General features: G+C 45.9%; 6 protein-coding genes. 3 read left to right on the forward strand and 3 right to left on the reverse strand.

Annotated elements, in window-relative coordinates; all coding sequences use genetic code 11:
- Positions 1-52 precede the first annotated feature (52 nt).
- On the forward strand, positions 53-4,552 hold the full coding sequence (locus R70723_RS34270) for a rhamnogalacturonan lyase family protein (RefSeq protein ID WP_052421351.1): 4,500 nt from the start codon (positions 53-55) through the stop codon (positions 4,550-4,552).
- Positions 4,553-4,794: 242 nt separating this feature from the next.
- Here the strand turns inward: R70723_RS34270 and R70723_RS32130 are convergent, their stop codons facing one another.
- Positions 4,795-5,712: a helix-turn-helix domain-containing protein gene (locus tag R70723_RS32130; protein WP_052421352.1), complete on the reverse strand. Its 918-nt coding sequence runs from the start codon at positions 5,710-5,712 to the stop codon at positions 4,795-4,797.
- A 178-nt stretch (positions 5,713-5,890) separates the two neighbouring features.
- On the opposite strand from R70723_RS32130, the gene R70723_RS16655 reads away from it, so the two are divergent.
- Both R70723_RS16655 and R70723_RS16660 read left to right on the forward strand, forming a co-directional pair.
- Positions 5,891-7,243 (forward strand): MATE family efflux transporter, encoded by a 1,353-nt coding sequence (locus tag R70723_RS16655; protein WP_047171147.1) that lies wholly within the window; start codon positions 5,891-5,893, stop codon positions 7,241-7,243.
- A 1-nt stretch (position 7,244) separates the two neighbouring features.
- A complete protein-coding gene (locus R70723_RS16660; protein WP_039873547.1) occupies positions 7,245-8,276 on the forward strand; it encodes a phosphotransferase family protein in 1,032 nt (343 codons plus the stop codon).
- A gap of 129 nt (positions 8,277-8,405) precedes the next feature.
- Here R70723_RS16660 and R70723_RS16665 read toward each other — a convergent pair whose 3' ends face one another.
- Together R70723_RS16665 and R70723_RS16670 are read right to left on the reverse strand one after the other, a co-directional pair.
- Positions 8,406-10,973 carry a hybrid sensor histidine kinase/response regulator gene (locus R70723_RS16665; RefSeq protein ID WP_179088000.1) on the reverse strand — a complete coding sequence of 856 codons (2,568 nt, stop codon included), beginning with the start codon at positions 10,971-10,973 and terminating at the stop codon, positions 8,406-8,408.
- 617 nt (positions 10,974-11,590) lie between these two features.
- Complete coding sequence (locus tag R70723_RS16670; protein WP_039873550.1) at positions 11,591-14,680, reverse strand: hybrid sensor histidine kinase/response regulator; 3,090 nt, start codon at positions 14,678-14,680, stop codon at positions 11,591-11,593.
- Between the last annotated feature and the right edge of the window lie 8 nt (positions 14,681-14,688).

The following is a 14,688-nucleotide window of genomic DNA, read 5'->3' on the forward strand; positions in this document are numbered from 1 at the left end:
TTTTTTTTATTTTCGTAAGCGTTATCAAGCAAATTCGAGGAGGTTTTAGGAAATGTCAGAACGAAGAAAATACAAGCAGGCAGGCAAGCTTGGGAAGAAGGCGTTCTCTGTTTTCTTATCGGCCACAATCCTTGCCGGCGGTTTCTTCACAGGAGCCGGCAGACCCATTTATGCTGCGGATACGCCTAACGTTCCTCAAGACGGCTTGATTGCCGACTACTCATTCGCTGAGAGACCATCGGACGGAAAGACAGTAGTGAATAAGGCAACAGTTGAAGACGCCGTATACAGTGCAATAGTCCAGAACGAAGCGGCAGCCGTCTGGGAAGATAATGCGCTTCTCTTTTCGGGAGTGGGAACTTCTGTCAATAACCCTTCAGGGACATGGGTATCTCTGCCCAATGATATTCTGAACGGTAAGCGCTCGGCAACAATATCGATTGAAGTTAAACCGAGTTCAGCTATACTGACCAAAAACCACTTTTTGTGGAGCATTGGCAATACAGGTACTGAAGCCTATTGGTTTGCAAACACTATGGCTCCGCGAACCTCTATTAAATATAGCGGGACAGAAAAAACAGCCTCATCGACAGTAAGACTTGAACCTGACCGCTGGTACAGCATAACCTCTGTCATTGATGCAGATGCAAACTCCATTGCCTATTATATTGATGGCGTTAAGGCTGGGGAATCGCTGGACAGCGGAATATCGCTGGAACAGATATCGAATCAGTCGAGAAACACCATTGGCCGGGCGCCTTTCAATGATCCTTTATTTGAGGGAGCCATATCGAGCTTCCGTGTGTATGACCGTGCTTTGAGCAGTGAGGAGGTCCAAGCTATATCAGCTGCTGACCTTGAGCTTCACGGGTCTTATTTTAATCAACTCCTTCAAAGCTCGGCGGCAGCCATAACGGATGTGCAGCTTAATAAGCTTCAATCCAAACTGCCAAGCTATAACGGAACGGTTACATGGGTATCAAACATGCCTGAAATAACGATTACAGAAGACGGACTTACCGCAACAGCTATTCAACCGCCTGCAGACAGTGAGCCCGTAACAGGGAAACTTACAGCTAACCTGACTATCCGCGGGCAAAGCGTATCCAAAGAAGTGAATGTCAGCATTCTTCCGAAAGAAAAACCGACAAAGCAAACTATGAAATTTGACCTTGGCCTTGAGGGAACACCGGTTATGGATGGATACATCGGAATAACTCCCGCTTCGCTCTACACTCCGGAGGTTGGTTACGGAGCAGTAGATGCTACAGGCTTGTGGGGGAGAGACCGGGGTCCGGCTGCTGTTGGGGCCGCTGAACCGCTGCGCGACATGACCAGAGATTGGTTGAGCGGCACCTGGCAATTCAATGTTGACATGCCGAACGGTTTGTACAACGTATCCGTTTATTCCGGCGACCTTGCCGGAAGACAAGGCGGAGGAGTCAGTATTGAAGGCTATAACTACGGCGGCGTCGGAGGTGCAAGAGATGCAGTTATCGAGAGGCTAATCGAGAAGGTTTCTGTTTCAGACGGACAAATGACCTTTGGCTTTACCGGGGTTATAAACGGGGTTATCATTACGCCGGTTGTTTTGTCACCGGCGGATCTGACAATGGTTGAGAAAAACTCCGGGCCTGAGCAACTTTCCGTTACACTATCCTGGTCAGGAAATGACGAAGCCGAGCTCTACAGAGTCTACCGGCTTGGAGGGATAGCCAGCGGGTATATGCTGGCAGACACTACCTCATTAACTGAATACGTAGACACGGGTGTGGATTTGGGACTGGAGTACAGTTACCGGGTAACGCTTGTTAACGCAACCGGCCTGGAGACTGGACCTACCAATGATCTCGCGGTTTCCTTTGTGACACCAGGTGTGCCGGTTCCGTCAGCGCCTGTTGCGTTAAAGACGGATGCAGTCAATAAAAACGACATTACTTTGAGCTGGAATGAAAGTGCCGGTGCAACCGCTTATTATATCTATCGTTCCAAATCTCCGGATGGTGAATTTGTTCCAATCGGCAGAAGCCATGTAACAAGCTATACAGATACAACCGTTTTGACAACAATACCTTATTATTACAAAGTTAAGGCATTTAGTGCCGGGGGCGGCTCCGAATTGTCAGAAGCACTCAAAACACCGGATGTAACTGTATTGTATCGTCAGGCAGAATATCTGAATCGCGGGCTTGTGGCGGTAAAACAGGCGGATGGTGTCTACGTAGGCTGGAGAATGCTCGGGACAGATCCGGACAGTGTGAGCTTTGATCTATACCGGGATGGCGTGAAAATAAACAATACGCCAATTACCGGCTCTACCAACTATCTGGATGCACAAGGAACGGGGAGTTCCAAGTATCAGATCAAAGTGAACGGTGGAAGCAGTCCCAAGCAATCCGAAGTAGCAGAGGTTTGGGATCAGCAGTATTTAAGTGTAAAGCTCGATAAGCCCGCAGACGGAGTAACACCAGCCGGCGAGAAATACTCCTATTACGCGAATGATTCCAGTGTGGGAGATCTCGACGGGGACGGTGAATATGAAATTGTTGTGAAATGGGATGGAATTGGCCGCGATAATGCACATGCCGGTTATACATCCAATACGTACTTCGATGCCTATAAGCTGGATGGAACAAGAATGTGGCGAATTGATGCAGGAATCAATATTCGTGCAGGGGCACATTACTCACCTTTCCTGGTATACGATTTTGACGGTGACGGCAAAGCGGAGATTGTATTCAAAACTGCAGACGGGACCATTGACGGTGAAGGCAACGTGATTGGTGATGCCAATGCAGATTGGCGGAATACGGGGGGCTATATTCTGGACGGACCTGAATTTCTCACTATCTTTAATGGAGAAACAGGAAGAGCGCTAGATACAACCGATTACCTGCCGCCAAGAGGCAAGGTTGCCGATTGGGGCGATGGTTACGGTAACCGGGTTGACCGATTGCTGGCTGCCGTCGCTTATCTGGATGGCGAGAAGCCAAGTATTGTAATGACGCGCGGATATTATACACGTATGGTATTGGCTGCTTACGACTTCATCGATGGTAAGCTTGTAAGCCGTTGGGTATTCGACAGTAATGAAGGAAAACAGCAATATCAGGGCCAAGGCAACCATAACCTGGCTGTAGCGGATGTCGATGATGACGGACTTGACGAGATTATTTACGGTCCCAGTGTAATCGATAACGATGGAACCGGTTTATACACAACCGGCTTGGGTCATGGAGATGCCTTACATGTATCCGATTTAAATCCCAACCGTCCAGGTCTGGAGGTGTACCAGCCTCATGAATGGGGCACCGGCTATGAAATTCATGATGCCAGAACCGGTGAAGTTTTATGGCAAATTGAAACTCCGGGTGTCGATGTAGGCCGTGGTCTTGCTGCAGATATTGATCCGAGATATGACGGTACTGAGCTCTGGGCTTCCGCCTCATGGGATGGAACTTCAGGGAGCAGCGGGGTCTTCAGTGTAGAAGGTGAACACATTTCAGTGAAGAACCCTTCTATCAACTTCGCCATATGGTGGGATGGGGACTTGCTCCGCGAGTTATTTGATCATTCCTTTGTACCTGGTGTAGATCCTTACGGCTATCCAAAGATCGATAAATGGGATTACGAAAATGAACAATCCGTTACGATATATGCGCCGGAGAATACGCGGACTAACAATTATACCAAGGGCAATCCTTCTTTGCAGGCCGATCTGTTTGGGGATTGGCGGGAAGAATTGATCCTGACATCAGCGGACAGCTCCGAGTTGCAAATCCATACTACAACCGATTTGACGGAGACCCGACTGCGCACCTTAATGCATGATCCTGTGTATCGTCTGAGCATTGCCTGGCAAAATGTCGGGTACAACCAGCCGCCGCATACCAGCTTCTATCTGGGAACGGGAATGACGGAGCCGCCGGCACCGCTTATCCGGGTTGTAAACGAACCGGCAGAAGTGAAGGCAACCGACATTCCGGGAGCCCCTGTCCTATCAAGTGACAATGGCCATGATACCGGCCTTCTGGATGGAAGTTATACCATTACTTTGAATATGTGGTATGGCAATAATGGATCGGTCTACAAGCTGTATGAGAACGGAAAGCTGATTGACGAGAAGAAGCTAACCGACAACTCGCCTGCAGCGCAGAAGGCTTCAACTCTAGTCACAGGCAAATCCAACGGTAGCTATACGTATACTGCTGAACTGATCAATGCCTATGGCACCAAAACCAGCCAGAAGCTTACTGTGACGGTAAAGGATGCCTCACCAGGCAAGCCGGTACTATCCAGCGACAATTGGGATATGAACGGTGACTATACCATCACAATGAATATGTGGTGGGGAACCAACGCTACCACCTACAAACTGTACGAAAACGGTGTTCTCATTGATACACAGACACTGACGGACAAAACACCGAATGCCCAAACAGCAAACACTGCAATAACGGGCAAACTGGCAGGTGTCTATGAGTACCGCGTTGAGCTAAGTAATGACGCAGGAATGACGGAAAGCACCCTTTTAAAAGTAACAGTTAAATAAAATCAATACAAAAGGCAGCAGGAATGGACCGTATCGCCCTGGAATTACCGGCGCTACAAATAGCCTTCGAAAGCCTTATCCAAGAGAATAAAGGGCCTGTCTCATAACATGGAGACAGGCCCTTTATTCAGTCATATCGAATGCTGTTTTCTAAAATCTACGGGTCGACAATCTGATTATTCGTTTCTTTTTTAACAGGTATTCAGCAGAAAATGAAAAGAAGGGAACAACAGGGATGTAAATTAGCGGCTCAAACTATTCTCCTTGGGGTTCTCTTTTAAAAACTTCCTGTAGGCAAGCGGACTGAGCCTCATCTTTTTTTTGAAAGATTCAATAAAATAACTCTGGCTACTGAACCCCACTGATTCAGAGATTTCAGAGATAGCGAGATCCGTGGACTTTAGAAGTTCAACTGCTTTGGAAACCCGGAATTCCATAACATACTCGGATATTGTCATGTGCATCATTTTTTTGAAGTAGCGGCAGCATTCTCCTCGGCTTACATTGCAATGTGTGGCCATATCACTTAAAGAGAACTTCGATGAATAATTCGTATGCAGGTATTCAATCATTTTTAGAATTCGAGAATTGTGATGCTTACGGCTGCCGTCTTCTTCCTTTGACAATAGATTGTTCCATAAAAGGATCCAAACATCTTGTATAATCCGCTGTACCTTTAATTGAAAGGCGGGGCTGCCCTCCGATTCGTGGTCATAAGCCCACTTCATTTGCTCAAAGATAGGATGTGTCCATTTATCTTGAATGTTGAATTTGAAAAAGGTTTCTTGCTTGCTTAAGGCCGGCAAATAATAGGCATGTTCAAAGAAGCTGCCCTTGAATCCGGTTAATAAGGACGGTTCAAAGATAAAAGTAAAATATTTTACAACTTTAGCATCTTTGTGCGGCTTTAATGTGTGTAGCCGTTCAGGCAGGATTAAGAATCCATCCCCGACTTCCATTGTTTCTTCCCGTTCGAGGACGGTCACGTTAATACTCCCCTCTAAAACAATAGAAATCTCTATAGCCGATTGCTTATGCCAGTTTACAAAGCCGCCCACATATTCACTTAAATCATCCCGGGAAAGTAAAAAAGGATACATCGGATTCAGCTTAATTGTGCTGTTTAGATCCATATCGACAGGAATAATAAGATTTTTCATCAGCTTCACCGCATTCCCTTAACACTACGTTAACATTGCGTTAATAAAGTGATATTTTTAATCAATAATTATATATAAATCGTTATAAAACATCAATAAAATTGAACTTACATCAGAATGTGAGAATTTCAAAAAGGAGGATTATTTATTTGGTGCACAAGTAGAAAGGGAGTTATGCATGGATGCAAGCCAGACAAAAAAATTAACAAAGGACCCCATATCAAGGTTACTGCTTAGCTTTTGTTCCCAAACCACGATGTCTGTTATGTTATACAGTTTTCAGGCGCTTATCAATACCTATTTTGTTGCAGTAGGCGTTGGTGCTTATGCGGCAGGTGCGGTTGCACTATCTGCTCCCATTATGTTAATAATCGGTTCCTTTGCAAGTACTGTGGGGGCAGGCGGGGCTTCCATTGTATCCAGAGCATTAGGCAAAAATGATCCAGAGAAGGCAGCCTCAACGGTTGGTAATACTTTACTGTTCTTCTGGATGATTTCGTCCGTGTCCTCCGTTCTGGGCTTGTTGTTGCTTAATCCATTGTTAGAGCTTCTGGCAGTGGATGATGTCTTGATGCCTTATGCAAAAGGATATACAGAAATCATACTGATCGGAGCTGTAACAGCGACCGGTTTTTCCTCACTCATTCGGGCAGAAGGCAATATTCGATTTTCGATTTATCAATGGACGGTTTCTGCACTCGTGAACCTGCTTCTGGATCCCCTGTTTATCTTCTACTTTCATATGGGGGTCGAGGGCGCTGCGCTGGCTACTGTAATCTCGCAAATGGTGTCCATGGGTTTATGTATGTATTACTATTTTCTATCCAAAAAGCATGCTTTTCCGGTAAACCGGCGCCATTTTCGGGTAAAGCCGGCACTCATGGGAGAGATTCTTAGTATCGGCTCTCCCGCACTGCTGTCTCAAATAGGTAACAGTATTTTTTTAATTGCGATTAATCACAGACTTGGAGCGTTAGGTGGTCCAGAGGCAATAAGTGCTTTTGGTATCGTTAGCCGGCTGAGATCTTTTTTAGTTATGCCCGTTAGCGGGATTGTACAGGGCTTACAGCCTATTATTGGTTTCAATTACGCCGCCGGATTAAACAAAAGGGTCCAGGAGGCCATACGTCTGTCCATTTTAGCCACCATACTATACGGTCTGGTCATTATGCTAATTTGCATCCTTATACCGAGAGAATTGATCTATATTTTTATTCGTGAAGAACAAATTGTTTCAATCGGCATACGAGCTTTGCAGTCCATCGCTTTGTCGTTTCCTTTCATGGGAGCTCTAACCATTACGGCTGCCTATTTTCAATCTACCGGAAAAGCTTTGTTTGCTTTCGCACTTCCAATGATGAGTATAGTGCTGATTTCAGTGCCGGCATTGTATATCTTGTCTTGGATATTTGAATTACGGGGCATATGGTTTACCTATTTAGTTTCAGATGGAATCACGTTCTTAATGGCAATCTTTTTTTTACAGCTAATCCTGAAGCGGCAGAATGCAAATACAAAGGAGAGAATTTAACATGATCAGTAATACAAAAAGTATTCTGTCACGGCAAACGATCGAGATGATTGTCCAGGAACATTTCGGGAAGGATATTGTGATCGATAATATTACAGAATTGACAGAAGGCTGGTTTAATGCCATATATGTTTTATCTTTTGCCGGGCAAGGTGTACACGGGTACAAAGAATTAGTACTGAAAACAGGGGTGCAATCGTCTAAATACGTACTGTCATATGAGCAGGATATCATGCGCGCAGAAGTACTTGTATATAGCCTTTTAGAAGATACCATTGTTCCCGTTCCCAGGATTATCACCCAAGATTTCAGTAAATCCTTAGTAGATTTCGATTATTGCTTTATGGAGAAGCTTCAGGGAAGCAATTGGATGAAACTGGACGAACAAATAACGCCCGGAAACAAGGAGAAACTAATCGCTGAACTTGCGGGGTATACGGCCGCGATACACAATGTGAAAGGCGATTTTTTCGGCTATATAAAAGAAGATAAGAAGTTTCAATTTCCGGATTGGAGCTCGGCATTTAAAGGGATGATGAATACAATGATACAGGATGGGCGAGAGCAGGGCCTGGACCTTCCCTATGATGCCATCCTAAGTGCATTTGAACCTCTGTGGGTGATTCTTAATGAAATCACAGTGCCTGCTCTTGTGAACTTTGACATGTGGAGTAAAAATATTATGCTGGCGGAAAAAGATGGGAACTATTATATTGACGCCATTATTGACCATGAGCGTGCGTTTTTTGGTGATCCCTATGCCGAATTTATCTCTAGTGCAACCATATGCGGCGATGTACTGAAAAGCCAAACCTTTATGGAAAATTACAGCCTGGTATCCGGCAAGCCTTTCACGTTCACCCGTAATGACAGAATTCGATTGTATATGTATAACATATATTTGACTTTGCTTATGGGTGTAGAGGTATACCGTTATAATGAGGAAGATACTAAGCAGCGTATAGCCTATTGTAATTGGAAAATTCCAAATGATTTGTTGGAATTGAAAGAATACCTCGTGCAAAAAGAATAAATCCGGAAAATGCCTTGGAGCAAGCTCTCCCTGTTATAATTGAACATCATGCTATCACCCGTGCTGAATTCGTTCAACTGACTCCGGCATGGTGGAAGCCGGTTTGACAGACGGACAGCCTACTGAACGTCAAGCGTTAAGGGGGATTGAAAAGGAGACCTTTGTGCCTTCACCCGGTTCACTCTGAATGCGAAGTCCATGACCATACCGCTGGAACAACCGGCGGTTGGTATTCCTTAGACCAATACCTCCATTGCCGTCTTGGGGGTGGCTAAGAATGGTTTCAATTTCCGCTTCAGTCATTCCCTTCCCGTTATCAATGATCTCTATACATGCGGCGGTCTCTTCCTGAGAGATGCGTATAACCAGTTCTCCGCCCCTTGCACGGCTCAGTAATCCGTGCCTTACGGCATTCTCGACCAGAGGCTGAACGGACAGAGGAGGCAGCATGAACTGAAGCTCCGGGGCAATATCCCAAATAACGGTTAATCTGTCCTCAAAGCGCACCTTCTCAATAAAAAGGTAAGCCTTCACCAGTGAGAGTTCACTTTGCAGATCAACCAGCTGACTGGAATTGATAAAATCAACACTATACCTTAAATAATCTGAAAACGCACCAGCAACCTTGCGCATTTGCTCCATATCAAACTCGCTTAGCGCCATAATGGAGTTAATGGCATTAAATAAGAAATGCGGTTTAATTTGAGCCTGCAAATAGGCGGTTTCCATGTGCAGGCTTTGATCAATAGATTGTTTTAACGCAATTAAAGTCTGTACTCTGTACTTTAGCTCCAGACCTTCAATAGGCTTGATTACATAGTCATTGGCTCCCTGTAAGAATTGCTTATACGCCCCGTCCAAAGCCATATTGGAAATCAGGAGCAGAATAGGCAGCTCCGTGACATTGAAATGTTGTCTGACCAGACTGGTGAGGTTATCACCGGGTATCGGAGACATTTTTACATCCGCTATTAACAAATCCCAGGAAAGGGAGCGGAGCAGAGCAAGGGCTTCATGGACGCTGGAGACCGCAGTCATTCTGTAATTCTCTTCAGCGAGAATATTGGCTACAACCTTCTGGTTAACGGGATCATCAGTGATAATCAGTATGCGGGGACTGCTGCCGTCATGATCATGAAGCAAAGGTGCATTTGTGTCCTTCTTAACGGTCTGTTTCTTGTCCTCGCTCGGCCCTCTGCGGTCAATGGGTAATATGGCTTCGGGCGCATTGTAGGCTGCTGTTTTTCCTGGTTTATAACCCGTATTAGAAACTGTAGGCAGAGTGAAATAAAAGGTCGAGCCTTCGTTTAATTTTGAATGGACGGCTAAGTCGCTTTGATGCAGCTGAACCAATCGTCTGCTGATGCTTAGGCCTAAGCCTATCCCGCCTTCTGTACTCTGAGAGCCCTGTTCATAAGGTTGAAAGATGCGTGCAAGGGTTGCCTTATCCATTCCAATCCCCGTATCGGTAATACTAACCTTAACCATCCCGCCCGCAGAAAAGGCTTCTACAGTAATGTCTCCCTGTTCGGTGTATTTAATGGCATTATGCATTAAGTTATACATAATTTGAAATAGCCTTTTCTCGTCGGCATAGACATACGGAACGGCTTCAGAAATATGCACTCTAATATTCAGCGGTTTTCCTTCAACCAGGTAGCGAAGCATGTCTATGACATCCAAAACGGTTTTTCGGAGATCCAGCTTCTTATATTGAAGCTGAATGTCCTGCTCTGCAAGTAATGGCGCGTCAAGCAGGTCATCAAGCAGAAGAGACATCCGGTTTCCTATCAGGACCAGCAGTCCGATATTCGCTTTGGCAGAAGAGTCTGTTGAGTGTTCAACCAGAACAGTTTGGGAGCGGGCGATCTGCAGTATATGATCCAGCGGCTGTTTCAGTACTTGTGAGGTCTGAACCAGAAACTGGTCCTTTTGCCGGTTGTCTTCCATCAGCTGCAGCGTAAGCTCCAGGTTCTCATTTGATTTACGGAAAAATTGCTTCAGCCAATAGGCTGTAAACCCTATAATGGACGCAAGAATGTCACCCGGGTAAAAAGGAAGATTTTTTTCACCGTTGTTAACCAGAGCGCCCCATATGACTCCTGATATAATCGCGCTCGCGGAAAACAAGAGAAAACCGGTATCCTTTTTTCTCTGGTATATCATTTTTGCGTATAAAACAAACATCCAGACAGCCGGAAGATTATATAACACCCCGAAAATCCAATGAGCGTACAGCAGCACATCTTTAATTGGAAAAGCCAGTATGTAAAGGCTATATACAGACAGTACCAACAGATACAGCCTTAAAGGCTTGCCTGCAGGCTTTGACCCATTATTAAATCTGTAGGTTAGCAGCAGACTGGCAAAGACTAGCCATAAGTAAGACAACAGCTTGATTTTAATGCCCCATGTATAATTGATAGGCACCCAGCTTGACAAGATTACATCATTGTCTGCTGCAACGGACAAGGCCGTGCAAAGGAGCAGAAACATAAACACCAGCAGTGTTTTCTGCCGGGACATCACGAATAATATTGCGGAATAGACCGCATGCAGCATAAAAATAACAATAGTGCCGAATTGAAGGCCTATTGAATATCTGCGTTCTCTGTCAATAGAGTCTTCAGCACCAAAACGAATCGAGTAGGAGATCCCCGATTTCGATCCATGATCCATATTGGCAGCACGTATCACCACAATAAGCTCATGCTCATTTAATGCATCATAGCTTACTGTAAAAGGAACCGACTCCGGTTTGTAATGCTCTTTTATAGCAGAGGGTTGTCCCATGGTATAGAGGGTTTTTCCGTTGATTTCAACCTCTGAGGCGGCTTGAATCTGATGGAACCAGAAGCTGTAGGGCTGCTCCAGCGGCTGGTCAATCAGAATGCGCAGCATGTAGGTGCCATAACCGAACGATGAACCGATTTCCTGCTCCCAATTACCGGGAACCTGAATCGTTTGACCGGGATTAATATCTGTACCGTTCTGTATATCGTTAAGGGTCAGCCATTTATTAGGAAAGAACTCCCATTCTCCGTCCAGCAGGAGTGAATGAGAGTTATTAAAGTCCCAGCCCCGAAAATCAATTACGCCTTGCTCGGCTCTGGATTGCTCCGGTGAAATAAATCTTGTCTGCCACAACCGTTGAAGACTGATTAAAAGCAGCAGAAAGATAAGGATTAGAACAACATAACGCATATAGTATTTGGCGGATTCTCTATTCATCATTTAAAAGCCCTTCTATAACCTCGTTTAATTTCCCTTCATATTGCTGTCCATATAAGAATCATCTATTGATAAGAGCCTCATCAGTGTGGAATTTCAAAGGATACTGACGTGCCTTCACCGGCAACGCTGGTGATTGTCAATCCCCGTCCATAACGCTGAAGCAGCCGCCGGTTGGTGTTGGATAGACCCGCTGCAACGCCGGAAGGGCGGGAGGGGTCCAATAACTCACGGATCTGTACCTCTTCCATGCCGGTCCCGTTATCCTTTACTTGGAACAAAGTTGAAACCGGCTGATCCACAATTCGTATAAGCAGCTTCTGGCCGCGGCGTCCGGAAAATCCGTGATTCACAGCATTTTCAACAAAAGGCTGGAGGATGAGAGGAGGAACACTGCGTCCTATCTCTGCCTCCACCTCCCATGTTATGGCAATCGGCTCAGGCAGCAGCGCATTCTCCACATGGAGATAGGCACGGATTAACTCAAGCTCATCCTGAAGGCTTACCCACTGGTCAGAGTTAACCGTATTGAAGCTTATCCGCAGATAAGTAGTAAAGGCCTCGCTCAGATCACGCATTTGCTCAATATCGGTGACACTTAGCGCTGTAATGGCGTTAAGTGTGCTGATGATAAATTCCGGGCGGATCCGGGCCTGCAAATAAGCTGCTTCTATTCTAAGCCGTTCATGTACAGAACGTTTAAGTGTTGCCAGTGCCCATACCCGGTACTGTAATTCTATTGCGTTAGCAGGCTTAGCTACATAATCGTTAGCTCCGGCGGAGAAGCCGGCATATACGTCCTCAATCTGATCCCGGGCCGTCAATAGCAGAATAGGAAGCTCTGAATGTGAATACCGTTCCCGTACCCTGCGTGTTAATTCGTACCCTGTCATATGCGGCATCATAACATCTGCTACCAGCAGGTCCCAATCGACGGGGGAGTTCGTTAGCAGCTCCAATGCTTCCAATCCGCTGCCGGCCATCGTTACATGAAATTGGCCAGAAGGCAGAATGCTGCCGAGGACCTTTAAATTAACAGGGTCATCGTCCACTGCGATAATGTTGAGCTTGCGTTCATGGAGCAGACGCTCATGATTTTGGGGGCTGCTGCCGCCGGTATTTTCCTGGACTGTAACAGGACTGTATGCCGTGTCTTGAATATCCGGATCATTCAGGTCAACGGGCATGTCCGGAAAGCTTCCGGCCGCAGGTATTGTAAAGCTGAAGATGCTTCCTTCCCCCGGAATGAAGCTTATCTGAAATATCCCTCCGTGCATCTCCACCAAGTGGCGGCTAATGGTTAACCCAAGACCTGTTCCTGCGCCGTCCTCGCCGTCTATTTCATAAACCGAATCCATTCTATCCAGCTCTGCAGCAGCAATTGTCTGACCGGTAAAGCGGATCTCAACTAGAATATGCTGCTCTGTATTCCTTGCCGTTATGGAGATTGTCCCCTTCTCAGTGAAGGTGACAGCGCCCCGCAAAAGATTAAACAATATCTGTACCATCCGCTTTTCGTCTGCCAGAACAAATGGAAGGCCCTCTGGAACGGTTATCGATAAAGAAATGGGCTTATCCTTCATTAAAAATTGCATCATATCAGCTACCCCGGCCACTGCAGTATGAATGGACAGCGGCCTCTGATGCAGGACAAGCCTGTGATCCCGGATACGCGAAAGGTCTAACAGACTATTTACAATGAAGGACATACGCCTGCTGGTCAAAATCAGCTGTTCCATATTCTTTTGAAGCTGCTGCTGTTCACTGCGGCTTTCACTGTTAAATACGGATTGAGCCAAATTTATTATTCCGTGTAGAGGTGTGCGCAGCTCATGCGCTGTGTTTGCCAGGAATTCATCCTTCCGTTTATCGGATTCGCTAAGTTTACGGTATAAGTCGGCGTTGTCCTTGGCATTTTGAAAGTACTTTTTGAACCAGAAGGAAGTAAAGCCAATAAGCGCCATTATCAAATCAAACGGATAATAGATTCCGGAATCCTTTCTGCTAATGTGAATCCATCCCCAGATTAAGCCCGAGAAAACAGCGGCGGCGGTAAAAAGAAGAACGAACGAATGTTTATATCCGCGCATAACCAGGCTTGCGGTAATCCCAAAAAGCCATAAAAAGGGAACCAGATAAAGCACTATAAAGAATCCGGCTGTGAGGCCGTGGTACATGAGAACTGGAGGTGCCAATAGTAACATCAGGGCAGTCAGGCTAACCCCGTAAGTAAGGATCAGAAATGCTTTGGGCCGGTCCTTCAGCTCCGTAAGCTGGCGGATCAGCAGAAGCATTAAAAAGGGGATGAACAAATAGGCCAGAGCTTTAACTTTTAGAGCCCAATTATCATCAAGCGGCAGCCATTGCAGCAATAAGGAGTCATGACCGGACACAATGGACAATGAGACCGCCGCCAAAAGCAATATAAATACAGGCAGTGCTTTTTCATTTCGCTTGAAAAAATACAGAGTGCCCGCATAGAGAATATGCAGCAGCAAAATCATGGAAGTAACCAGCTGGAGCCCGATCGACAAAGAGCGTTCCTTCTCAACCGCTTCATGCGAACCGAAACGGATATTTTTTACAATTCCGCCTGATAGCGGGTGACTGTAATTGGCCGCCCTCACAAGAAGCTCAATTTGACCAGCACTACCGCCATTATAGCTAGCTGTATAGGAGCGGGTTGAGGGCCTAAAAAGCTCTGCTTCAGCCGCAATTGTTCCAAAGACTGCTGCAAGCTTTCCGTTAATTTCGATCTCTGAGGACGATTGAATACGCTGAATCCAAAACCCGTAATCCGATTCCGCCTGCGGGTCCACAAGTATTCGCAGCCTGTATGTCCCGTATCCGAAGGAAGGTGTATTATTGTCAGCCATCAGACTGCTGCCCCAGTCGCCAGGAACCATAATATAGCCGGGAGCCGGGCCGGTATAGCCGGAATATGAAAGCAGCTGCCCGGGATAGAATTCCCATTCGCCCTCTAAAGGTATGGAATGAGACTGCTGTATATCCCAGCTGCGCAAGTCCAGAATTCCTTGTTCAACCAGCGGAGCATTGGGTGTGCTGTTGATCAGTGACCAGCCCCAGCGGCAGCACAGCAGCAGTGTCAAAAATAAAACAAATATCGCAGCAGCTTTTAAATAATATGGGAATGTAGATTTTATTTTTGGCATGTCACTCT

Source organism: Paenibacillus sp. FSL R7-0273 (assembly GCF_000758625.1).
GTDB lineage: Bacteria > Bacillota > Bacilli > Paenibacillales > Paenibacillaceae > Paenibacillus_AQ.

What these genes read in the sequence shown, in the direction of transcription:
- R70723_RS16670 (WP_039873550.1), bottom strand. Translation starts at nt 14,680, where the DNA reads ATGCCAAAAATAAAATCTACATTCCCATATTATTTAAAAGCTGCTGCG.
- R70723_RS32130 (WP_052421352.1), bottom strand. Translation starts at nt 5,712, where the DNA reads ATGAAAAATCTTATTATTCCTGTCGATATGGATCTAAACAGCACAATT.
- R70723_RS16655 (WP_047171147.1), top strand. Translation starts at nt 5,891, where the DNA reads ATGGATGCAAGCCAGACAAAAAAATTAACAAAGGACCCCATATCAAGG.
- R70723_RS16660 (WP_039873547.1), top strand. Translation starts at nt 7,245, where the DNA reads ATGATCAGTAATACAAAAAGTATTCTGTCACGGCAAACGATCGAGATG.
- R70723_RS34270 (WP_052421351.1), top strand. Translation starts at nt 53, where the DNA reads ATGTCAGAACGAAGAAAATACAAGCAGGCAGGCAAGCTTGGGAAGAAG.